21 protein-coding genes are annotated in these 22,154 nt (G+C 38.3%); 12 read left to right on the forward strand and 9 right to left on the reverse strand.

Annotation, left to right across the window (positions count from 1 at the left end; translation table 11 throughout):
- Window positions 1–90 precede the first annotated feature (90 nt).
- From QF042_RS06370 to QF042_RS06390, 5 genes are all read left to right on the forward strand, one after another.
- Window positions 91–579, forward strand: a complete 489-nt coding sequence (locus QF042_RS06370; protein WP_307526420.1) for a cytidine deaminase — start codon at window positions 91–93, stop codon at window positions 577–579.
- A gap of 271 nt (window positions 580–850) precedes the next feature.
- The gene (locus tag QF042_RS06375; protein WP_307526422.1) at window positions 851–2,476 is read left to right on the forward strand and encodes a PNGase F N-terminal domain-containing protein; all 1,626 of its coding nucleotides are present in this window, start codon (window positions 851–853) and stop codon (window positions 2,474–2,476) included.
- 606 nt (window positions 2,477–3,082) lie between these two features.
- Window positions 3,083–5,989, forward strand: a complete 2,907-nt coding sequence (locus QF042_RS06380; RefSeq protein WP_307526424.1) for a DNA gyrase/topoisomerase IV subunit A — start codon at window positions 3,083–3,085, stop codon at window positions 5,987–5,989.
- Window positions 5,990–6,340: 351 nt separating this feature from the next.
- Window positions 6,341–6,961 (forward strand): nicotinamide riboside transporter PnuC, encoded by a 621-nt coding sequence (gene pnuC, locus QF042_RS06385; protein WP_307526426.1) that lies wholly within the window; start codon window positions 6,341–6,343, stop codon window positions 6,959–6,961.
- Window positions 6,962–6,988: 27 nt separating this feature from the next.
- Complete coding sequence (locus QF042_RS06390) at window positions 6,989–8,077, forward strand: acyl-CoA dehydrogenase (RefSeq protein ID WP_307526428.1); 1,089 nt, start codon at window positions 6,989–6,991, stop codon at window positions 8,075–8,077.
- Here the strand turns inward: QF042_RS06390 and msrA are convergent, their stop codons facing one another.
- The 7 genes from msrA to QF042_RS06425 form a co-directional block, all read right to left on the reverse strand.
- A complete protein-coding gene (gene msrA, locus QF042_RS06395; protein WP_307526430.1) occupies window positions 8,078–8,620 on the reverse strand; it encodes a peptide-methionine (S)-S-oxide reductase MsrA in 543 nt (180 codons plus the stop codon).
- 227 nt (window positions 8,621–8,847) lie between these two features.
- Window positions 8,848–9,897 (reverse strand): hypothetical protein, encoded by a 1,050-nt coding sequence (locus QF042_RS06400; RefSeq protein ID WP_307526432.1) that lies wholly within the window; start codon window positions 9,895–9,897, stop codon window positions 8,848–8,850.
- A 96-nt stretch (window positions 9,898–9,993) separates the two neighbouring features.
- Window positions 9,994–10,875 (reverse strand): class I SAM-dependent methyltransferase, encoded by an 882-nt coding sequence (locus tag QF042_RS06405; RefSeq protein WP_307526434.1) that lies wholly within the window; start codon window positions 10,873–10,875, stop codon window positions 9,994–9,996.
- Between the two features lie 4 nt (window positions 10,876–10,879).
- The gene (locus tag QF042_RS06410) at window positions 10,880–11,263 is read right to left on the reverse strand and encodes a type II toxin-antitoxin system VapC family toxin (RefSeq protein WP_307526436.1); all 384 of its coding nucleotides are present in this window, start codon (window positions 11,261–11,263) and stop codon (window positions 10,880–10,882) included.
- Window positions 11,263–11,508: a DUF2281 domain-containing protein gene (locus QF042_RS06415; protein ID WP_307526437.1), complete on the reverse strand. Its 246-nt coding sequence runs from the start codon at window positions 11,506–11,508 to the stop codon at window positions 11,263–11,265. Before QF042_RS06415 ends, QF042_RS06410 begins: the two co-directional genes overlap by 1 nt.
- A 20-nt stretch (window positions 11,509–11,528) precedes the next feature.
- Window positions 11,529–12,281, reverse strand: coding sequence for an ABC transporter ATP-binding protein (locus tag QF042_RS06420; protein WP_086547603.1), 753 nt, complete (start codon window positions 12,279–12,281; stop codon window positions 11,529–11,531).
- Entirely contained in the window at window positions 12,281–13,015 is a 735-nt protein-coding gene (locus QF042_RS06425) for an ABC transporter permease (protein ID WP_307526443.1), read from the reverse strand. Before QF042_RS06425 ends, QF042_RS06420 begins: the two co-directional genes overlap by 1 nt.
- A gap of 147 nt (window positions 13,016–13,162) precedes the next feature.
- On the opposite strand from QF042_RS06425, the gene QF042_RS06430 reads away from it, so the two are divergent.
- The 4 genes from QF042_RS06430 (at window position 13,163) to QF042_RS06445 (ending at window position 16,369) form a co-directional block, all read left to right on the forward strand.
- Window positions 13,163–13,852, forward strand: a complete 690-nt coding sequence (locus QF042_RS06430; protein WP_307526445.1) for an SDR family oxidoreductase — start codon at window positions 13,163–13,165, stop codon at window positions 13,850–13,852.
- Between the two features lie 19 nt (window positions 13,853–13,871).
- Window positions 13,872–14,567, forward strand: coding sequence for a PspC domain-containing protein (locus QF042_RS06435; RefSeq protein ID WP_307526447.1), 696 nt, complete (start codon window positions 13,872–13,874; stop codon window positions 14,565–14,567).
- Between the two features lie 5 nt (window positions 14,568–14,572).
- Entirely contained in the window at window positions 14,573–15,544 is a 972-nt protein-coding gene (locus tag QF042_RS06440) for a LiaI-LiaF-like domain-containing protein (RefSeq protein ID WP_307526449.1), read from the forward strand.
- A gap of 192 nt (window positions 15,545–15,736) precedes the next feature.
- Window positions 15,737–16,369 carry an RDD family protein gene (locus QF042_RS06445; RefSeq protein ID WP_307526451.1) on the forward strand — a complete coding sequence of 211 codons (633 nt, stop codon included), beginning with the start codon at window positions 15,737–15,739 and terminating at the stop codon, window positions 16,367–16,369.
- A 320-nt stretch (window positions 16,370–16,689) separates the two neighbouring features.
- Here the strand turns inward: QF042_RS06445 and QF042_RS06450 are convergent, their stop codons facing one another.
- Window positions 16,690–17,766 (reverse strand): IS110 family transposase, encoded by a 1,077-nt coding sequence (locus QF042_RS06450; protein WP_307525919.1) that lies wholly within the window; start codon window positions 17,764–17,766, stop codon window positions 16,690–16,692.
- Window positions 17,767–18,123: 357 nt separating this feature from the next.
- On the opposite strand from QF042_RS06450, the gene ispG reads away from it, so the two are divergent.
- From ispG to QF042_RS06465, 3 genes are all read left to right on the forward strand, one after another.
- A complete protein-coding gene (gene ispG, locus QF042_RS06455) occupies window positions 18,124–20,103 on the forward strand; it encodes a (E)-4-hydroxy-3-methylbut-2-enyl-diphosphate synthase (RefSeq protein WP_307526453.1) in 1,980 nt (659 codons plus the stop codon).
- Window positions 20,104–20,427: 324 nt separating this feature from the next.
- Window positions 20,428–21,069: a hypothetical protein gene (locus QF042_RS06460; protein WP_307526456.1), complete on the forward strand. Its 642-nt coding sequence runs from the start codon at window positions 20,428–20,430 to the stop codon at window positions 21,067–21,069.
- Complete coding sequence (locus QF042_RS06465; protein ID WP_373459062.1) at window positions 21,038–21,703, forward strand: mechanosensitive ion channel family protein; 666 nt, start codon at window positions 21,038–21,040, stop codon at window positions 21,701–21,703. The genes QF042_RS06460 and QF042_RS06465 overlap by 32 nt, the downstream gene beginning before the upstream one ends.
- Here the strand turns inward: QF042_RS06465 and QF042_RS06470 are convergent.
- Window positions 21,700–22,149 (reverse strand): UPF0158 family protein, encoded by a 450-nt coding sequence (locus QF042_RS06470; RefSeq protein WP_307526460.1) that lies wholly within the window; start codon window positions 22,147–22,149, stop codon window positions 21,700–21,702. The genes QF042_RS06465 and QF042_RS06470 overlap by 4 nt on opposite strands.
- Between the last annotated feature and the right edge of the window lie 5 nt (window positions 22,150–22,154).

The raw sequence follows: 22,154 nt of genomic DNA on the forward strand, positions 1-22,154 counted from the left end.
AAGGCACTTTTTATTAAATAATACAAAAAATAACTTAAATTGTTCGCCCGCTATAAAAATTTAACATTGGCGGTTTATAATTAGTTACAAATGAATTCAATAAATCTAAATATATCTTTTGAACAATACGAAAGTATTACAGAATTAACAGTGGCGGATAGAACGCTTTGTGAACTTGCAGAACAGGCTTTAAATACTTCATATTCTCCTTATTCTAAATTTAGGGTTGGTACGGCAATCCGTTTGGCCTCTGGTGAAACGGTACTGGGAAGCAATCAGGAAAATTTGGCCTATCCATCCGGACTTTGTGCAGAGCGCGTTGCCCTTTTTACCATTGGCGCTACCTATCCAAATGCAGTTATAGAAAGTATGGCCATAACTGCCCAAACTGATAATTTTGAGATTCTAAAACCCGTTACCTCTTGTGGTGGCTGTTTGCAGGTGATGGCAGAGTTTGAACGTAAGCAAAATACACCAATTGAAGTGATTTTTTATTGCCTAAACGGGGAAGTATTGAAAGTGCAAAGTGTGAAAAGTTTATTGCCTTTCGCTTTTGTAGAGGATAGGTTGGAGCGGTAGTGGCGGAAGCATTACCTCTCTAGATTTGTCGTCATTTCGAGCGGAGTGCAACGCAGTCGAGAAATCTATCTTGGTAGATATCTCCATTTCGCTACGCTACAGTCGAAATGACGCCCATTTAATTATTGAAATCTATTAATGACAGTATATTTACCATATATCTGATTTACAGCATATTACGATTATATTACAAATTAATTATGTAGATATTTCTTCCAACTCCCCACCTCGGACATCAGACTTTTATACTTATATTTGTTTTTTAACCACAATGAAACATCTCTACATCCTTATTTTTTCTGTTTTTCTTTCTTTTAACCTGCAAGCCCAGGGCTTACTCAAAAGCAATGCAACTTATAAAATAGTGTATTTCCGTTCGGCTGATGGAAAACCGAAAGAAGACCGTAATGCTACAGTGATACTGGCTTCATCAAATCAGAATCTAATCAGCAATGCAACTGTTCTTGATCATAAAGCAAAGTATCCTTACGAACAAAGCATTGTTACCAAACCAGCACAAATTTTATTTCAGGTTGCCGATTTAAGTGCGGATCAGCAGATCGCAACCGCCGATAGTACTGCAATTGGCAAGCAAACTTTTGAGTTAAGCAACGAAACCAAAGTGATTTTGGGTTATACCTGTAAAAAGGCCTCCACGGTGGTTAACTCCAATAGAATAGACTTATGGTACACAACCGATGCTGGTATAAAAGCAGCGCCAACCAGTTTAGGGCAGAATCTTGGTTTGGTTTTAGAGCAGGTGCGCAATGGCAATAGTTTTGTAACCGCTACAAAAATTGAAGAAATTAAAAATTCGAAACCGATTGATCTGCAAAAAATAAGCGCTAAGCTAACTGATGGGTTAACCTATAAAGATTTACTCTGGAAAAGCAGGTTTACCACACTAAGTGTTTTTAATAACGAAACGATTAATTTTATGGATAAACCACAATCGAACGATTCTGTATTCCGCTTTGCTGGAGGAACCGTGATTGCAAGGAAAGTTAAATTTCCTGAGTTACACTCCAACCCCAATGTTTTTGTCGATTTAACTGAACAATCGAACGGCGATGCTTATGATAGAACCGGATCGGTATTTATCATCCCGACTGATAAACAGATTAGTTTAATGGATGCACTTAAAAACTCTGTTAAAGACCTACCTGTTTACGATAATGGCAATGGAAAGAAATACCAGGGCGTTGTGGCCACCGCAAATTATAATCCTGTAATAGAATTGATGCGTTTTTTTACCCCTTTCGGTGTTGGTAAATACAATACTTTAAAATTGAAGGATAAAAATTGGGCGGAGAAAGTTTACTACAGGCAGGATATTTCGGAGTTGTTTCCGATAGTAAATGGAAAAGAAGTTTGGATAGCTGTTTTTGTTGGTAACTATGATAAGGGCGGACATAAAGTTTCTTTAAATATTACGCTGCACAATAATGGAAGACAAAAAGAAGCCAAAGAAGTAATTTTGCCTTTATTCAATTCGACTAATGTAATGGAAATGGCCGGGCAAGAATATGCAACCATGTTTAGCAGTGATAAAGGTTTGGAAGTTTCTTTCACCTTAGCAAAAGACTTAAAGGATGCTAAACTGCGTTACATTACAACCGGGCATGGTGGTTGGGGTAATGGTGATGAGTTTGTGCCACGGAAAAACACCATCTGGCTGGATGAAAAAGAAACATTCGCTTTTACGCCATGGCGCCAGGATTGCGGTTCGTACCGATTATCGAACCCTGCCTCTGGAAATTTCGAAACTGGCCTTTCCTCGTCAGATTTAAGCCGTTCCAACTGGTGCCCGGGAACAGTTACCAATCCTGAATGGATCAGTTTAGGAGATTTAAAGGCAGGCGCGCATACCATAAAAGTAACCATCCCCAATGGGTAAGCCTGAAGGTTCGAGCTCAAGCGCTTGGAATGTTTCAGGCGTGTTGTTGGGGGTGGAATAGTGCAATATTTTTTCGGGAGATGAGTATCCTCATGCGAATCGTCATTTCGAGCGGAGTGCAACGCAGTCGAGAAATCTGTCTAGATAGATCTCTCTCCCGAAAGTTCGGGACTGCGCTACAGTCGAGATGACGACTTTTCTATTAAATCTTTCATTCTGAACGCAGTGAAGGATCTTTTTCTTGCCTCTTTTTTACCATATAAGGCATTTAAGGGAATATAAGCTCGGTTGACCTATAATTGTTTTCTTCTTTTTACTTTTCAAATAGCGTCTAGGGTTGGTTCTATACACCCTGCAACCCCAAATAGTACCACAAAACTATCTTTCTAAACCGGATTGCAGGGGAGATCCTTTTTGCTGCCCTGAACTTGGCTGAAGGGCAAAAAAGATCGCATCGGAAAGCCGGTGGAAACGCTAAACAAAACCATTGTACCCTGCTTTTCAAATCCATTAAAAACAAATTTTCGATCTCGAAATGTGAATAACCTCTCTTCATTCTATGAAATCATTTTTATTATATTTACGGCTGCCAATTTTTGTAAATAAATGAGTGAAGAATTAGATCAAAACGTAAACGAAGAGCACAAACATACCATAACCCCAATCAACGGTTTATACGAAAACTGGTTTCTCGATTATGCGTCTTATGTAATTCTCGATAGGGCAGTTCCGCACATTAACGATGGACTAAAGCCTGTTCAACGGCGCATTATGCACTCGCTTAAGGAGATGGATGATGGACGTTTTAATAAGGCGGCCAATGTAATCGGTAATACGATGAAATATCACCCGCATGGTGATGCATCTATTGGCGATGCGATGGTACAGATCGGTCAAAAAGATTTATTGATTGATATGCAGGGTAACTGGGGCGATCCGGTTACTGGCGATAGTGCTGCGGCCCCACGTTACATTGAGGCTCGTTTATCAAAATTTGCCAATGATGTGGTGTTTAATGCAGATACTACGGAATGGCAGTTAAGTTATGATGGACGTAACAACGAACCGATAACTTTACCGGTTAAATTCCCTTTGTTATTGGCGCAGGGGGCTGAAGGTATTGCTGTAGGTTTGGCTACCAAGGTAATGCCACACAATTTTATCGAATTGCTGGATGCCTCGATAGAAGCGCTGAAAGGGGTTCGCCCGAATATATTGCCCGATTTTTTTACGGGCGGTATGGCCGATTTCTCGAATTATAATGAAGGACAGCGTGGAGGTAAAATTCGCGTGCGTGCAAAAATTACCGAGAAGGATAAAAAGACTTTGGTGATTACCGAAGTCCCGTTTAGTACCACAACAGGTTCTGTTATTGATAGTATTTTATCAGCTAATGATAAAGGCAAAATCAAGATTAAAAAGATTGAGGATAACACGGCGGCCAATGTAGAAATTGTAGTGCACCTGGCACCGGGTATTTCGCCTGATGTAACCATTGATGCACTTTATGCCTTTACAGCTTGTGAGGTGTCGATCTCACCAAATACCTGTATTATTCAAGGTGATAAACCACTCTTTTTGAGTGTGAACGATATCCTGATTGAAAATACAAAACACACTAAAAATTTATTAAAAAGGGAGCTGGAGATTCGCCTGCACGAGTTGCAAGAGAAGATTTTCTTTAGTTCGTTACTTAAAATATTTATTCAGGAAGGGATGTACAAAAATCCTGAATATGAAAACTCAACCAATTTTGAAACCGTAGTTGAGGTATTACACATTTTATTCGCTCCGTTTAAACCGTCGCTTTACCGCGAAATATTACCTGAAGATTTTAAGAAGCTGATTGATAAGCCAATGAGTAGCATCACCCGTTTTGATGTGAAAAAGGCAGATGAGCAGATGAAAAACCTGGAAGATGAGATTAAAGTGGTTAAAAACCATTTAAAACACCTAACCGATTATGCCATTGCCTGGTACCAGAAACTGAAAGATAAATACGGAAAAGGAAGGGAGCGTAAAACCGAAATCCGTTTGTTTGATCGGGTAGAAGCGTCGAAAGTAGCATTGGCGAACGTGAAACTATACATGAACCGTGAGGATGGATTTATTGGATCGGGTTTACGTAAGGACGAATTTGTGGCCGATTGTTCGGATATAGACGAGGTAATTGTTTTTCGTGAAGATGGTAAATGTATTATCACCAAGGTAGCCGATAAAACCTTTGTCGGTAAAGGCATTATTCACGCACAGGTATTTAAGAAAAACGATGAGCGTACCATTTACAACATGGTTTATAAAGATGGTGCCAGCGGTACATCTTATATTAAAAGGTTTGCCGTAGTTGGCGTAACACGCGATAAGGAATACGATTTAACCAAAGGATCGAAAGGTTCGAAGGTTTTATATTTTACTGCCAACCCGAACGGAGAAGCTGAGATAGTGAATGTTGCGTTAAAACCGCACTCTAAATTGCGCAAGCTTCAGTTCGATCAGGATTTTGCCGAGGTTGCCATTAAAGGGCGTGGCTCGCAGGGGAATATCATTTCGAAATATCCGGTTAAAAAAATTATTCTGAAAAGTAAAGGCGTTTCTACCTTATCGGGTCTGAAAATCTGGTACGATGATTTATTAAAACGCTTAAATGTTGACGGCCGTGGAAAATATCTGGGTGAATTTGATGGCGACGATCGTATTTTACAGGTACACAAAGATGGATATTACGAATTAAGTTCTTTCGAACTGAGCAACCATTTCGACGATGGACTGATTCTGATCGAGAAGTTTAATCCTGAAAAGATTTTTGCAGCGGTTCATTTTGAAGGTAAAGCGCAGAACTACTTTATCAAACGTTTTACATTCGAACTGCAAGCTAACGGAAGGAAAACCATATTTATCAGTGAGGAGCAGAAATCGAGGTTATTGCACCTTACTTCAAATCCAGCAGCAAAAATTATCGTTGATGTTTTAAAAGGCAAAACCCAAATTCCTGAAACATTGGATTTAACCTTAGCAGAACTGATTGATGTGAAAGGACTGAAAGCAAATGGCAACCGATTATCGCCACATGATGTACAGAAAGTGGTACTGGAGGAGCCTGAAATAGCCGTTGAAGAGCCAGAGGAAAGTACCATTGAAGAAGAGCATGAAGGTGATGAATTAACCGCTGAGGAGGGAGTTACAAACGATGAAACAGTAACTACAGAGGCACTTAAGCCCATAGCTGATCAACCTGCTGCAGAGGAGCCAAAACCAAAGTTCGAACGCAAAGAAGAGCCTGAAGAAGAAATTGTGGTTAAGCCGGAAAAACCAGAGGCAAAAGAAAAGCCTGCTGCTGTAGAAAAGCCAGTGGTAGAAAAGCTGAAGCCAGAGCCTGTAGCTGTTAAAAAGGAAGAAATTAAAACCGAAGATAAACCCAAGACAGAAGAGAAACCAGCTAAGAAGATAGATTTCGAAATCACCAATCCGGATGATATCGATATCGACGATAAGGGACAGTTGGGCCTGTTCTAATAGATTCGTGAGTTGTCAACGCTAATGGCAATTAGCAAGAAAGTTGACAACTCTTCGCATTTCCATGAGAACCTTTCATTTTTAAACTTATATTTGCCTTGCTCAAAGGGGTGCTTTTTGGTGATGCAATGTCTGTTGCCATCAATTTGCTGAGATTATACCCATTTTGAGGTGAAAGGTAGAAAGGTAAAAGGCAGAGGGTTTCCCCTCAACCTTAAAACCATCCAGCCCTCAACCTTAAATGAACCTGATGCGGGTAATGCCGCCGTAGGAAGAGGTTAAATTTACAACTGTTTCGCCCCGAAAACAGTATCTGATTATTTTTACCGGCTGCAAAGCAAATTATTGTAAATGAATTTTCAAGATTGGTTTAAGCTTTTTCAGGAGCAGATTTTACACACTTCATTAATTGAATGGTTGGCTGTTGGTTTTGGTGTATCTGAAGTTTTACTGGCGAAGAAGAATAGTATCTGGCTTTATCCAACAGGGATAATTTCGATCCTGTTATCGATGTTTCTATTATTAAATGTAAAGCTGTACGCAGAAACCTTACTGAGCATTTATTATCTGGTGATGAGCGTTTACGGATGGATAATCTGGAAAAAAAGAAAACAAGACGGAGAAAACCAGGTTTCGTGGTCGAGTAATAACGAGTTAACCGTTGCTGTTTTAATTTCTGTGATAGGTTTTGGGGTCCTCTACCTCGTGTTGAGGCATTATACCGATTCGGATGTGCCGGTTTTTGATGCCTTTGTGTCTTCAACGGCCTGGGCAGGTATGTGGCTGTTAGCCAAACGTAAAATAGAAAACTGGATTTTTCTCAATATTTCTAATATTGTTGCCATTCCGTTACTGTTCCATAAAAAGCTGCCACTTATGGCCTGCTTAACTACTTTTTTGTTCACTGTAGCCATATTTGGATTTTTAGACTGGAAGAAGATCATTAACAAGAGCAAACTCAAATTGGCTTAATTATCCTCTTTAGTAAGAAATAATATCATGCAAGAAACATTAACCACCACCTGGCAGGAAAAAGCAAAAGCTTATGCAGGGCTTTCAGAAGAGATGGGTAAACTTCATCCCGAAATTTTGGAACTGGCCTATCAGGAAAATTGGTTTAAGCTTTTTGTACCCGAAATTTATGGAGGACCAAATAAGAAACTCCCCGAAATTTTAAGGTTAGAAGAAGAATTGGCTGAAGCTGACGGAAGTTTAGGCTGGACCATTACACTTTGTGCTGGTGCAGCCTGGTTTGCCGGGTTTTTAAATCCTGAATTGGCTGCAGAGATTTTTGCCGACCGTGAAGTTTGTTTTGCCGGGAGTGGTGCTGTTGGCGGGGTAGCCATTAAAACGCAAACGGGTTATCTGCTTAATGGAAAATGGAGTTATGCTAGCGGGGCATTGCATGCCACTATATTTACAGCCAACTGCGCGCTTAAAGACCAAAATGGCAATGATATTTTGGATGAAAATGGAGAACCTGAAATTAAATCATTCATCCTTAAAAAAGAAGAAGTAAATATTTTACCAGGTTGGTCTTATTTTGGTTTAATCGCTACCGGTAGCCATGCTTTTGAAGTTAACGACTTAAACGTTAATGAAAACAGGACTTTTAAAATTAACCAGCACATTGAGGTGAAAGATGCTGGCTTTGATTATCCCTTTTTACAACTCGCAGAAACCACGTTAACGGTAAATAGTTTAGGAATGACCAATCATTTTATTAAACTGGTAGAACAATCTTTTTATTCGCGTTCTGGGTTAGGGAGATATAGCGATGCGCAAATTTTGTTTTTTAACAGCGAACTTAACCGTTGTAAGGAAGAAGTGTTAAACCTTCGTACAAAATTCTATCATACATTTGATGAATCGTGGAAGCAGTTAATGGGTGATGGTGAAATTGCTGAAGACAAATTAAGCGAAGTAAGTTCAATCAGCCGTAAATTAGCCCATGCCTGTTGGAGATCAGCAGCTACTTTATTTCCATACTGTGGTTTAGAGGCAGCAAAAAAAGAATCAGAAATTAATAGGGTTTGGAGAGATATTCATACGGCTAGTCAGCATGCCTTACTTACCTTCGAAATTTAATTATTCCAAAAGCTCTGCTTTAATTTTATCTTTAAAATCAGTAGTAAATTTATTCAACTTTGGTTGTATCACAAATGCGCAATATGGTTTTCCCTGATTGTTGTTAAAATAGTTCTGATGATAGTCTTCAGCCTCATAAAATTCGGCTATAGGAGAAATTTCTGTTACAATTGGCTTGTCGAAAATATGTTGCTGGGTTAAATCCTCTATCATTTCCTCCGTTATTTTTTTCTGATCTTCATCTCCATAAAAAACCACCGAGCGGTATTGTGTACCAACATCATTACCCTGCCTGTTTAGGGTTGCTGGATTATGGGTTTTAAAGAATACCAATAGAAGCTCACGGAATGAAATAATACTTTCATCGAATGCGATTTGAATTACTTCTGCATGCCCGGTATTGCCATTACAAATTTCCATATAGGTTGGATGCTTTAAATCTCCCCCCATATAGCCTGCTGTAACCTGGCTTACTCCATTTAACGTTTGAAAAACGGCTTCGGTGCACCAAAAGCAGCCTCCGCCAAATGTTGCTGTTTGCATATTCTACCTATCTAAAATCTATTCCAACTTTTATAAAACAATCAAAAAAAGACATTTTTTTGATATTAAAAGTATGGTTAAAGAATGATTATTCCTGTAGGTTTTAAAGCCGATAACCTACAGGAGGTCAATATAGTATTTATATGCTATGCGAACAAACTATAAACTTTTCTGTTAAAATTATTTGATAAGCAAAAGCCCATGATTTTCGTTCACGGGCTTAAGTATTATTGATATTGAATATATATTGGTTTTGGTGTAAGCTTTAATAGCTCTTCAGGAGTCATTAACCGCTTAGGGTCTTTCTTTAAATCATTCTTATAAAACAGCTTGAAGCCTGTAAACTGTACAGGTTCTCCCTGAATGAAATGGCGATAGGTTCCTTTTTTTAATTCAGGTTCGCCCCATCCATCCATATGTACCACCACCTGCACCTCAGGACGTAATTTAATATTAGGCGAATTGGTTACCATTTTCTTCGTGAAACGGTGCAATACAAATACTTTTGGAGGCAAATTGTATTTTTTAACAATGTCTGCAAGGTAGCCTGTTACATAATTTACGTCGGCAGCATCGTAAGTGCCGATTTTTTTTCCTGGCAATGTTCCGTCTTTCATAGAAAATTCAGGATCAATACCTAAGTGAACATATGGCAATTGCAAATACTTTTCGATATGTGGCAATTCAGCTTTAATAGTACTTAAAGCTACCTGAAGATCTAGGAATACAATAGTGTTTGGTTGCATTTTAGCGATTTTCAAAACAGAATCGATCTGTTTATTGCCCATCCTGTTGATGTATTTTCCATCTTTTCCTGGTGTTCCACTTGCTACTGCGGCAATATAGTGTAATCCTGGTTGTACTGGGGTAGAAGGATCAGCCTTTTGCCAATGTTTAACTTCAGCATTTAGGCGCTGCCACATTTCTTTAGGCGCATATTCGCCAAGCGCACCCATTTTTTTCGAATGCAGGTTTCCATAATAAACAACTATGCGTTTAAAAGGTAAGATAGCGCCTGCTAAAGGATATGGTTGTTTTTTTACCGGCCATCTTCCGGTAGTATCTCCGTTTGCCAGTTTTTTTACCAACGAATCGTAAAGCTTTGGATCAACGGGTTTCATTACGTTAACTGTTGAGTCCGTTTTCTTTTTGGTCGAATCAGAAGAAAAGATTTTACCGATACCGCTACTACTCTTGCCGTCTGAATTACAGTTGGCAAATAAGCTGATTGCGGCAAAACCAAGTATTAGTGTGCCTGCTAATTGAGGAAATTTCATAGATATTATATAGATAATTAAAGTTTAGACAGTTTCCGAATCTGTTTGATGAAAGTAGGTTGGAAATCTGGTAGTTTAAAATAAAGTAATCAACATTTACACATTGCAGAATTTGCCAAAAACACCCAATGGTAATTTAATGCCCGATGTAGCCTGTAGAAAGAGTTCTCCAGTTTCGAGGTTTTTAACAGATGGGAATGAGGTACGGATTAAATTTTCTACAATTACTGACGAAAAACCTAATGAGTAGGTATTTAGGATTAAGAAATGTTCTTTTTCATCCAGCAGCTGTACTACATCCTGCATCATTTCCTGGATATGATCTTCGAGTTTCCACTTTTCGCCATTAGGGCCGTGGCCATAAGCAGGGGGATCTAAAATAATTCCATTGTATTTTTTGCCTCTTTTTAATTCTTTTTTTACAAATTTTAAGGCATCTTCTACCATCCAACGGGTGTCTTTCAAACCTGAAAGTTCCTGGTTTTCATTTGCCCAGGTAACTACCTGTTTAATTGAATCAACGTGGGTAGTTTCGGCACCTGCTGCATTGGCAATTAGCGATGCGGCGCCCGTATAGGCGAAAAGATTTAAAACTTTAGGCTGTGGCGTTTTAAATTTTTTAATCGATGAAGAGATAAAATCCCAGTTTACAGCCTGCTCAGGGAATACACCTACATGTTTAAAAGAGGTTAAGCCTAAACGGAGTTTAATACCCACCTCGTTGTTTTTATATTCTACATGCCAGCGGTCTGGAATGGAAAGATTTTTCTTTACCCATTCGCCAGAAGTAGCCGAACGGCCCCTGAAAGTAATGTTGGCCGTTTTTTTCCAATCTTGTTCTGAGTATGTTTTTTTCCATACCGCCTGAGGTTCAGGACGGATAAGGGTTACATTTCCAAAACGTTCTAATTTTTCAAAATCCCCGCAATCTATCAGTTCATAATCTTTCCAGTGGGTTGGGGCAAGTAATTGTATCATGTATTTAAAATAACTTTAAATTTGGATAACTTTTGATATATTGATCATCAGTTATCAGGGTTAAACCATTTGCTAGCGCCTGTGCTATAATAAGTCTATCAAATGGATCCTTATGTATTAATGGTAATGTAGAATAAGTAGTAAAGTCATCTTTAGAAGGCTGAAGAATTTTTACTCGGTACTTATCAAGTAATTCATAAATTGAGTTAATATCGTCTTTTAACTTTAGCTTTCCGATATTAGTCTTTATTGTAATTTCCCAAATGCTTATAATGCTTATATATTTTTCTGTTACAGGATTGTTTATGATCTCTATAATCTTTTTGGAAATTGAGTTATCTCCATTAATAAAAAATAGGAATATGTGTGTATCCAGCAAAAAACGCATTACATATAATCCTTGAGATCATCTAATGGTTCGTTAAAATCATCAGAAATATAAAGAATTGTGCCTTTGGCAGCGCCATATAAACTTTTTGGCTCTTCAACAACATTTATTTTTTCACTTTCAGATTTAGGGAAACTCTTCGAATGTTTAGCTTTTAAAAAATCAATAAAATCTTCTACCTCGTTTACCATGCTTTCTGGTAAGGTTTCCAACTTATGAATGATATTTTTTGTAGCTGTAGTCATATACAAATATAATAATTTTCTTAAAACTTATCTTTTGCAGCTTTCATAAAGCGGCTGGCAAATACGAAATCGTTTAATTCTTTAATATCGGTATGTGCAATTTCTTTATTACTACCTTCCCAGAATTTCTTCCCTTCGTGTAAGAACAAAATATAATCACCAATGCCCATTACTGAGTTCATATCGTGCGTTACCACAATGGTTGTGGTTTTGTACTCTTCAGTAATTTCCTGAATCAGTTCATCAATTACGATCGAAGTTTTAGGGTCTAAACCCGAGTTAGGCTCATCGCAGAACAAATATTTCGGGTTCATCGAAATGGCACGCGCAATACCCACGCGTTTTTTCATTCCACCCGATAATTCTGCCGGGAATAATTTGTTTTTACCGGCAAGGTTTACCCGTTCTAAACAAAAATCAACTCTTTCAAGCTTTTCTTTTCTGCTTTGATCGGTAAACATGTTTAAAGGAAACATAATGTTTTCTTCAACAGTCATACTATCGAACAGGGCAGAGCCTTGAAATAACATGCCGATTTCTTTACGCACCTCAATACGCTGCTCATAGGTCATAGGCGTAAAATCGCGCCCATCGTACAATACCGAGCCCGAATCTGGCTGATGCAAACCTACCATGCACTTCAGTAAAGTTGTTTTTCCTGATCCGGAACCACCGATAATTAAATTGGTTACACCTTCTTCAAACTTTCCGGAAATACCTTGTAATACATCATTTCCCGAGAACGATTTATAAATATCTTTAATTTCGATCATTACAATAAAAGTTGAGTAACTAAATAATCGCAAACAAGAATAGAGATACAGCTAATTACAACTGCTCTGGTACTGGCCTGCGAAACTTCTAAAGCACCACCACGAACATAAAAACCTTCGTATGCCGGAACTGAAGTAATGATGAATCCAAATACAAAAGCCTTTACCAGTGCAACTACGATGGTATAAGGATTAAAATCAGTTGTAATACCTTGCATATATTCTGCAGGAGTAACGGCGCCAGAGATTGAACCGCCAATGTATCCACCAGTAATACTTAAGAACATAGAAATGATCACCAACATGGGTACCATGGTTATGCCCGAAATAATTTTAGGGAGGATGAGGTATCCGGGTGCATTTATCCCCATAATTTCTAAAGCGTCAATCTGTTCCGTAACACGCATCGAACCAATTTCTGATGAAATGGCCGATCCGATTTTTCCGGCCAGTACAATCGCACTAATAGTTGGGCTTAACTCTAGTATACTCGAGTCGCGGTTTACAGAACCGATAATTGTTTTTGGAATAAAATCACTAACCAACTGGAAAGCAATTTGTAAAGTCATTACCGCACCGATAAAAGTAGAGATAATAGCAATTAAACCTAAAGAGCCTACACCAACATAATCCATTTGTTTGGCGATTTCTTTCAGGTAAATTTTCAGTTTTTCCGGCCTTCTGAATACAGACTTGAGTAGCAGGATGTATCTGCCGAAATTGGTAAAATTCATTCCGTATGTATTTGCTTAATTTAAATGATCGTTCTATACTACTACAAAGAAACAATAAAAAAGTTGGAGCGCTTTGCTAATTGCAAAAATATTCGTGGTTTTGAATATAAATATGGTTTTTTGTTAACAAAAATTAAACCATAAATAATGAAAGCTGTAATAACCGGAGCAACTAAAGGAATTGGTAGAGCTATTGCGATTAAATTTGCCCAAAATGGATACGATTTAATTTTGGTAGCAAGAGGTTTAGATGAACTAGAAAAGTTTCAACGAGAATTAACCCCTTATGGGAATGCTGTTTTTACCCAGGTAGCTGATTGTTCGGTTAAAGAAGAAGTGTATGCTTTTTTAAATTCGACAGCTATAAATCTTGATCATGTAGATGTTTTAGTAAACAATATAGGAATCTTTTTACCTGGCAGTATGCTCGATGAGGACGACGAAACCTTCGAAAAGCAGCAGCATTTAAATACGAATGCCAGTTATTACATCAGTAAGTTTTTCGGAAAAAAAATGCGCTCAGCAAAGCGAGGCCATATATTCAACATCTGCTCGGTGGCCAGTAAAGCACCTGTAAAAAATGGAGGTAGTTATAGTGTAACAAAAGCAGCGATGTTAAGTCTAAATCATGTATTGCGGCAAGAGTTAGCCCCTCACAATGTTAAAGTAACTGCATTTTTGCCAGGCTCTACCAAAACTTCATCATGGGAAGGCACAACAATTCCGGATGAAAAATTTGTACAGCCTGATGATATTGCAGAAACTTTGTTTACCATTTTAAACTTAAGTAAAGGGGTAAATGTAGATGAGGTTTTGATTACTCCGCTTGATTTTTAAACACAAAATGAACAATGTTATGGAAAAGAAGCTTTTTAGAAACGAACACGATAAGATGATTGCCGGTGTAGCTTCGGGACTTGCAGATTACATGCAGGTTGAGGTTACCATAATCAGATTATTGTTTGCATTATCGGCTATATTTATGGCTGGGGGTGGCTTAGTTGCCTATATTATAATGTGGATTATTGTTCCGGTGAACAACGATCCGGTAGCAAGATTTTCAAAATTTAATGATTACTTTGGTCATAAAAACCCAAATGCACAACCATTTGGAACGGCCGATCCTTTTGCCGGACCTACAAATCAGGGAAATCAGAATTGGACACAACCTGTAGACGGTACACAGAAAACACCTTTCGAAACACAACCCAATTTCGACAAATTCAATAAATCTAATGATACTGGCCGCACGATAGGTGGATTAGTGTTGTTAGTGATAGGATGTTTTTTCCTGATGCGCGAGATGGATTTTATACCCGATTGGTTTAGTATCCGCAATTTATTCAGGTACATGTGGCCATTGATATTTATTGCTTTAGGTGTAAGTATTATAGCCAAATCAAAAAGAAAGAACGACTGGGCTGCTTTTCAGAACCAACAGGAGGCCGAGCAACAAAAAACAGCCGATTTTTCTGAAACCATTGTAGAAAATGAGCCTACAACACCAACTAACAAAGATGATCATTCAACATCCGCTAACCCTCAAGTATAAATAAGATGAAATTAGATAGATTAATTTGGGGTATTATCCTGCTTTTTATTGGCGGTGTACTTCTACTCGAAAACTTTGGCGTAATCAATTTTTATTGGCGCAACGTTTGGAGCTTTTGGCCAGTATTCTTAATCATAGCAGGTTTAAATATCCTGTTTAATAAAAACAATTCGCAAACAGGCAGTATTATTTCTATTGGTGTTTTGGTTGTGGCCTTATCGTTCCTTTTTTACAAAGGACAGCAGGTGCCAGAGCGTGGTAACTGGTGGGGCCACCAGTTCAAAAAAGATATAGATGTGGATATCGATCATAACGATGGCGAAAATGATGATAACGACACTTCGTATAATCACTTAAGTTTATCGGAGCCATTTGTAGCTGCAGATAATGCAAAAAAAACGGTGCTAAATATTTCCGGAGGTGGCATTTCATTTAATCTTGATGGTGAAACAGCTGAGTTGATCAATGCCGACGTAAAGAAAAGACATGGTAACTTCTCTTTAAAGAAATTGCTTACCGATAGTGCTACTGTACTTACTTTCCAAATGGACGATAAAAAGAGCAAATGGAATTTTGGTGATGGCGGCAACGATGTTAACTTTAAATTGAATAAAGAAGCCAACTGGGATATTTTAATGAAACTTGGCGCTGGTGAAGCAAACTTTGATTTTGCTAATTACAAAGTGCGTACCTTCCGTTTTGATGGCGGAGCAGCAGCTTTAGATATTAAATTCGGAGATTTATTGCCAATAACCGATGTAATTGTGAAATCTGGCGTGGCCGATGTTAAAATTAAGGTACCTACCAACTCAGGTTGCCGAATTAAAACTAAAACAGGCTTGTCTGCTAAAGATTTCGATGGTTTTGAAAAGTTGAGCGATGGTGTTTATGAAACTTCAAACTATAAAACCTCAACTAAAAAAATCTTTATCAATTTAGACGGCGGATTGAGTAACTTTGAGGTAAGCAGATACTAAAAAGGTTGAAGGTTTGAGGGTGGAAGGTTTAAGGCTAAAGCTTCATTAACGGAGTCTTTATAAAATGCTGATCTTACAATCCTAAAATCTCATAATCCTGATCCAACCCAATGAATTCTGATATAAAGGTGGAAGGTTTTAAGGTGGAGGGTGTAAGGCTTTAGTCGGTCTAACTTTTATAAAACGCTGATCTTGAAATCTTATAATCCAATGAATCCTGATAAAGAATATATAGTGGTTATTAATGGTAAGCCACAAGGGCCGTATAGTTTAACCGAACTGAAAGATCTAAACATCAGTGCGAATACTTTTATACGTAAGCCCGGAATGGATGATTATAAAGAAGCTCACGCAATTCCCGAATTGCGTGAGCTTCTGGGTTTTAGCTATCAAAAAACTGCACCTCAATATTTTGCTGCTTTCGATCAAAGGCTGTTGGCATCGGTAATTGATCATTTTATTATTTTTGGAATATATAGCATTATCATTTTAACGAGCTATATTTTTATCGAAGGAAAAGATCAGCGGATTATGGCTTTTCTAATCCCATTCCCATCCATATTTATTATTAAACTCATTTACGGCAGCATTGCCGAAGCATCGGCCAGCCAAGCCACTATAGGTAAAAAACTACTTAATATTAAAGTAACAGATTTAGAAGGTAGCCGGGTTTCTTTCGGTATTTCTTTGGTGAGAAATTTTTCTAAAATCTTATCCGTAATTCCTGTTTTCTTTGGTTATTTGTACAGCTTCCTTAACAAGAAAAACCAGTGCTGGCACGATATTGCTGCCAATACGCTGGTGATAAAAGACAGGTTGATTTAATTAGAAAAGTCAAGCTGCTGCAGCTATTTTCGTTATCCGGGCTGTTCGCTATATCTTTGGCTGGCCTTCGACTACACTCAGGCTGACAGCCAAAGGATGCCGCTTCCATCCCGTTTATTAAACCCGGGCCGGTGCAATGATGCCAAACCCACCAACCGCTAAAAAATAAACCTGATTGAGGCGAACACGGAGTGCAACGGAGTAAAGCGTAAAGGTACTGTCTTTAAAAGCAAATAAAAGTTGATAAAAATTTAGCTTCTGAGAAGCATTAACTTAAATGCCTTCCATTTGTAAAACAGCACAATAACTTTACCTTTGTTTTAGTGAAAACTTCCATCTGGAATTTTATCATGTGTAGCTCTGGATTTTTCTGGAGCTATTATTTTTTCTAAATAATTGAATTGAGGATTGTATCTCTGCTCATTTTTCCAAAGATGGTACATCATTACCAATAGTTTCTTTTGCACGGCAACATAGCCCTTCATTTTAAATCCTGTTCGCTCAACAACTCTTTCATAAAGACTTTTAAATTGCGGCTGGTCATCCCTTACCGCACAAAATGCTGGCATAAACAGAATTCTTCTGATCCGGGAATTCCCCTTTTTTGATATTTTTGTTTTTCCTATATGTTTGCCCGATTGGTTTTCTATCACATCGTAACCTGAGTATTTTACCAAGGATGCCGAATTTTTAAACAATGTAAAGCCATTAGTTTCAGCTACGATTACGCAAAAAGATAACAGGTTAATTCCTTTTATTGCCGTAATGTTTTCATAGTGAAGATTTAAGACCTTGTCTGTTTTAACAAGCTTTCCCATTGCCTTTTCCATTTCTGCTACTTGTTGCTCAAGCAGTTTTATCGTTTTGTTCAGCTGCTTTATAACTTCCCTGCTTTGGAACTGGGCATGGGTCAGTGCCTCAAGCTGGTTACCGATAACATTGATGGTCTCTTTTAGGTTTTGATGCTGACGGGTATAGTGTCTGAGTTCATACAATTTCTCACTTCCTGGTGTCCAAGGTTCCAGGTTCTTTTCTGCACCAATCTTAGCAAGGCCGCGGGCATCTATACTGTCATTTTTAGAGTTTGCTCCGTCTGCCTGTAAGTACTTCTTAGCTTTGTTTGGCAATAAAATACTTAACACTAAGCCTTTGGAATGCAGAAACCATGCAAGTTGTTCATGGTACACGCCAGTGGCTTCCATTACGATGCGCAGGGGCAGCTCTTCTTTCTGGTGCTGTTTGATCCATGCCAAAAACTCTTTAAAACCGCCAGGGCTGTTAGATAACTTACGGCTGGATTTTACAGTTACTTTCTGGCTACTGTCTATGACCGACAAACAGCAATGAAAATCTTTTTTTGATACATCAATTCCGATGGAATACTTTAAGTTCATCATACCTTTATTATTTAGATAGAATAATCAATAATCTCTCTTAGTTTTTGCTCATGATATAGATGATCCAAATACAGCGAAATGGTCAATAGGTACTGTTCAAACTTTAAGAAATAAAAAAGGGAGGGTTATCCTTTTACATCGACATCGATGAATTCTCGTGTCTAGCGGGACTACAAGTTTTTCTCCCTCTTTTGATTATTTTTATTATAAAGGTAAAGATATGAGCAGGACTGCATTTGCCAAGAGTCACAGGTGCTGCTTTTCCAAAAAACAAAGCTATTTTGCTAATATTGACGGTTGATTTAATTACAACATTACAACATCAAAAATTCCAACAATCCTTATCTTTGCAAACAGATGGAAAATATATTGGCAAAACATGATCTGGCTGGCGGATATTGCAACAGTTTAACAGCTTATTCGAGGTATTTAACCCGCGAAGTTAACATAGGTGATATCGCTTTGGGTGGGCATAATCCCATCCGGATCCAATCGATGACCACTACCGATACCATGGATACTTTGGGTACTGTAGAGCAGACTATTCGGATGGTAGAATCTGGCTGTGAATATGTTCGTATCACTGCCCCTAGCATTAAAGAAGCCGAAAATCTGGCCAATATTAAAAAAGAACTGCGTTTCCGCGGCTATAACGTGCCTTTAATTGCCGATATTCATTTTACGCCAAACGCAGCAGAAATGGCTGCACGTATTGTAGAAAAAGTAAGGGTTAACCCAGGCAATTACGCAGATAAAAAGAAATTCGAGAATATAGAATATACACAGGATGCTTACAATGCAGAACTAAGCCGAATTTACAAAAAGTTTATCCCTTTAGTTAAAATCTGTAAAGAGTATGGCACCGCCATGCGTATCGGCACAAACCATGGATCGCTTTCTGACAGGATTATGAGCCATTATGGCGATACTCCTCGCGGAATGGTTGAATCGGCAATGGAGTTTATCCGCATGTGCGAAGACCAGAATTATTATAATCTGGTGATCTCGATGAAAGCCAGCAATACCCAGGTGATGGTTCAAGCCTATCGCTTATTGGTTGAAACCATGGCTAAAGAAGGGATGAATTATCCCCTGCATTTAGGCGTAACAGAAGCCGGTGATGGCGAAGATGGCCGCATTAAATCAGCCGTTGGTATTGGAACTTTGTTAGAAGATGGCTTGGGCGATACCATTCGTGTTTCGTTAACCGAAGACCCTGAATTTGAAGCACCAGTAGCTAAGGCTTTGGGAGATCGATATGCTTTAAGGAGTCTGAAGTCCAAAGTCGGAAGTCCTGAGTCCAACAATCCTCGCCATACGCTCAACGCCCACCGCCCAACTTACAGTCCTTACGAGTACAACCGCCGAATTACCAATCCTGTTCAGCACGTTGGCGGGCATCATCATCCGGTAGTGATGATTGATGTTTCGAAAGAAAATTTAAAAGATCCTTACTTTTTAAGTTCAGTTGGTTACAATTACAACGCAGGTTTAGATAAATATAATTTGGCCGATCAGGCTTGCGATTTAGCTTATTTGGGAGATAACCTGCCATCTTTTTCTTTCCCCGGAAATTTAAAACAGGTTTACAATTACCAAACATGGTTAAACCTTAAAGATAAAAACAACTGCCACCCTTTATTCTCTTTTGAAGAGTTTAACAAAGCTGATCATAAAGATGAGTTATTAAACTTTGTTGAAGTTGATGCAGGAACTTTCCAGCCTTCCAACCTTCCAACTTTCCAATCTAATGTTGTTCTGATTTTAAAAACGTCAGCTACTCACGGAATGGCAGAGCAAAGAGCATTTTTTGTTTCGTTGCAAGAGAAAAATATTCAGATCCCGGTAATTATTAAAAGAACTTATCAGGATGCAGATGCCGATCATTTGATGCTTTATGCCGCAACCGATATCGGCGCTTTATTTACCGATGGTTTTGGAGACGGTGTGTGGATTGATGCAGAAGGTCAAAACCTTTCATTAATTAATTCTACCAGTTTTGGGATTTTACAGGCTACACGTACCCGCATCAGTAAAACAGAGTACATCTCTTGCCCTAGTTGTGGTAGAACACTTTTCGACTTGCAGGAAACCACACAATTGATCCGCTCGCGTACAGACCACTTAAAAGGAATAAAAATTGGTATCATGGGTTGCATTGTTAACGGACCAGGTGAAATGGCTGATGCCGATTACGGTTATGTAGGTACTGGTCCCGATAAAATTACTTTATACCGCGGTAAAGAAGTGGTAAAGAAAAATGTAACGACGGCTTATGCCTTAGACGAACTGATCGATATTATCAAAGATGATGGTAACTGGGTAGAAAAGATTTAATAATTAATACTGCGCGCCGTGGTTTGTGTGCTTACAATATTGTCATTCTGAGCACAGCGAAGAATCTTTATAAAGCGTAATTTTAATTAACTAATTTTATTTTCGGTCTGTGAGGACACAGACCGAGGAGTTCTCAAATTATTTTGCCATATGTCATTCTGAGCCTTATCCCCCTGGTCTGTGTCCTCACAGACCAGTATAAAGTGTAATTATAATTAACTCATTTTTATTTTGGATCTTCACGACAGATTCTTCATTACATTCAGAATGACAAAGACTAAAGAACCATTTAAATTACTGATCAATAAATCATAAATTGCCTTGATGAATATCCCGGAGTTTCAAACCTTGTTTAACGAACTTAGAAACTGGCTTGCAGGTAAAGGGCTGGTTGGTGGCGAACTGATTTATGCTTATTTTTTTATCGGACTGGTTGGCGTTACGTTATTTCTGTTTATTACCATATTTGTAACCCGCCAAATTTTTATCGGTGTAGTAAAAAGTGCAAAAACTAAGTCTGACTGGCAAAAAGCGCTGTTCGAATTCCGTGTTTTCAGGGCATTTGCATTAATATTTGGTGCTTACATCATCTACAACGTTGTTCCCTACCTTTTTATCGATTTTAAAAACTGGCTATTTTATGCTTTAATATTTGCTAAAATCTATATGGTTTTAGCGGTAATGTTTGCCATAAATGCATTTCTAAATGCTTTGGTGTCTATCATGGAATCATCAAAGAAATATGCTGATAAACCGATCAGGAGTTACAAACAGGTGACCAAAATCGTGTTTTATATCGTTGGTTTTGTGCTTATTCTGTCGATTATTCTGGGCGAATCGCCCTTGTATGTTTTTGGTGGGTTTTGGTGCAGTTACCGCTGTTTTTATTCTGGTTTTCAGAGATCCGATTTTGGGTTTTGTAGCTTCGGTACAAATGAGCGCCATCGACTTGGTGAGGGTGGGTGATTGGATAACCGTAGAAAAATACGGTGCAGATGGTGAAGTAACCGAAATTAATTTAACCACCATTAAGGTGCGCAACTGGGATAAAACCGTAACCATAGTGCCTAGTTACGCCATTGTTAGCGAATCGTTTAAGAATTGGCGGGCGATGGAAGAAAGTGAGGGCAGGAGGATTAAACGCCACATCAATATTAAAATTTCGAGCATTAAATTCTGTGATGATGAATTGATTGGAAGGCTGCAGAGCATCGATTTTCTGAAAGATTACCTGAAAGAAACGCAGCAATTTATTGAGCGGTATAATGCCGAAAATACAGTGAATCCCAATAATCTGGTTAACGGTCGGCATATGACCAATATTGGCACTTTTAGGGTTTATGCAGAGAAATACCTCGAAAGTAATCCGCACATTAATACCGATTTAACTTTCATGGTGCGCCAGTTACAGGCTACAGAAAACGGCCTTCCCATTGAGATTTATGTGTTCTCGAAAGAAAAAGGATTAAAACGTTTCGAAGAAGTTGCCGCAGATATTTTTGATCATTTATTGGCTGCGGTACCATACTTTGACCTTGAAATTTTCCAAAGCCCTAGTGGTAGTGATATGCGTAATTTTGTAAGGAGAGGGGATGATTAATCATCCCCGGGGTTCTCTAGCATAATAATATCTTCAATCCTATCTTTTACATACTCAATCAATTTTTGATTTTTAAAATCAAACCATAATTGCCTGTATTCTCCTGAATTATCTATTTCGTATTTAAATTCTCTGAATGGTTTTCTTTTATTAAGTGCCTCGAGTAGTGTAACTTTTATCCGTGTATTATCGGGTAGCTCATCCGTAAATTCTTCCATCATCCTAAATGATTCTCTTGAATCAGGTTGCTCAATTTCCCTGTACTCACTTGAATTTGTTTCTAACTCTTTTATATCCTCGTCCCAAGCATCATTGTAAGCTGGATCAAAGCCCTCATCGGTTGGTAGGAAAATCAATCTATTGTTTTTAATATTCCAGTGGCACACAAAGCCACAGTCAATTGTTTCCGCTATTTCTTTAATTTGTTCTGGGGTTAAAGCAATCATTATTT

Source organism: Pedobacter sp. W3I1 (assembly GCF_030816015.1).
Classification (GTDB): Bacteria; Bacteroidota; Bacteroidia; order Sphingobacteriales; family Sphingobacteriaceae; genus Pedobacter.

Bases quoted from the DNA above. Each gene is read 5' to 3' on its own strand.
- QF042_RS06425 (WP_307526443.1), bottom strand. From the start codon at position 13,015: ATGAATTTTACCAATTTCGGCAGATACATCCTGCTACTCAAGTCTGTA.
- QF042_RS06460 (WP_307526456.1), top strand. From the start codon at position 20,428: ATGAATATCCCGGAGTTTCAAACCTTGTTTAACGAACTTAGAAACTGG.
- QF042_RS06405 (WP_307526434.1), bottom strand. From the start codon at position 10,875: ATGATACAATTACTTGCCCCAACCCACTGGAAAGATTATGAACTGATA.
- QF042_RS06380 (WP_307526424.1), top strand. From the start codon at position 3,083: ATGAGTGAAGAATTAGATCAAAACGTAAACGAAGAGCACAAACATACC.
- msrA (WP_307526430.1), bottom strand. From the start codon at position 8,620: ATGCAAACAGCAACATTTGGCGGAGGCTGCTTTTGGTGCACCGAAGCC.
- QF042_RS06410 (WP_307526436.1), bottom strand. From the start codon at position 11,263: ATGCGTTTTTTGCTGGATACACACATATTCCTATTTTTTATTAATGGA.
- QF042_RS06465 (WP_373459062.1), top strand. From the start codon at position 21,038: ATGAGCGCCATCGACTTGGTGAGGGTGGGTGATTGGATAACCGTAGAA.
- QF042_RS06435 (WP_307526447.1), top strand. From the start codon at position 13,872: ATGGAAAAGAAGCTTTTTAGAAACGAACACGATAAGATGATTGCCGGT.
- QF042_RS06375 (WP_307526422.1), top strand. From the start codon at position 851: ATGAAACATCTCTACATCCTTATTTTTTCTGTTTTTCTTTCTTTTAAC.
- QF042_RS06440 (WP_307526449.1), top strand. From the start codon at position 14,573: ATGAAATTAGATAGATTAATTTGGGGTATTATCCTGCTTTTTATTGGC.
- QF042_RS06470 (WP_307526460.1), bottom strand. From the start codon at position 22,149: ATGATTGCTTTAACCCCAGAACAAATTAAAGAAATAGCGGAAACAATT.
- QF042_RS06400 (WP_307526432.1), bottom strand. From the start codon at position 9,897: ATGAAATTTCCTCAATTAGCAGGCACACTAATACTTGGTTTTGCCGCA.
- QF042_RS06415 (WP_307526437.1), bottom strand. From the start codon at position 11,508: ATGACTACAGCTACAAAAAATATCATTCATAAGTTGGAAACCTTACCA.
- pnuC (WP_307526426.1), top strand. From the start codon at position 6,341: ATGAATTTTCAAGATTGGTTTAAGCTTTTTCAGGAGCAGATTTTACAC.
- QF042_RS06390 (WP_307526428.1), top strand. From the start codon at position 6,989: ATGCAAGAAACATTAACCACCACCTGGCAGGAAAAAGCAAAAGCTTAT.
- ispG (WP_307526453.1), top strand. From the start codon at position 18,124: ATGGAAAATATATTGGCAAAACATGATCTGGCTGGCGGATATTGCAAC.
- QF042_RS06420 (WP_086547603.1), bottom strand. From the start codon at position 12,281: ATGATCGAAATTAAAGATATTTATAAATCGTTCTCGGGAAATGATGTA.
- QF042_RS06450 (WP_307525919.1), bottom strand. From the start codon at position 17,766: ATGATGAACTTAAAGTATTCCATCGGAATTGATGTATCAAAAAAAGAT.
- QF042_RS06370 (WP_307526420.1), top strand. From the start codon at position 91: ATGAATTCAATAAATCTAAATATATCTTTTGAACAATACGAAAGTATT.
- QF042_RS06430 (WP_307526445.1), top strand. From the start codon at position 13,163: ATGAAAGCTGTAATAACCGGAGCAACTAAAGGAATTGGTAGAGCTATT.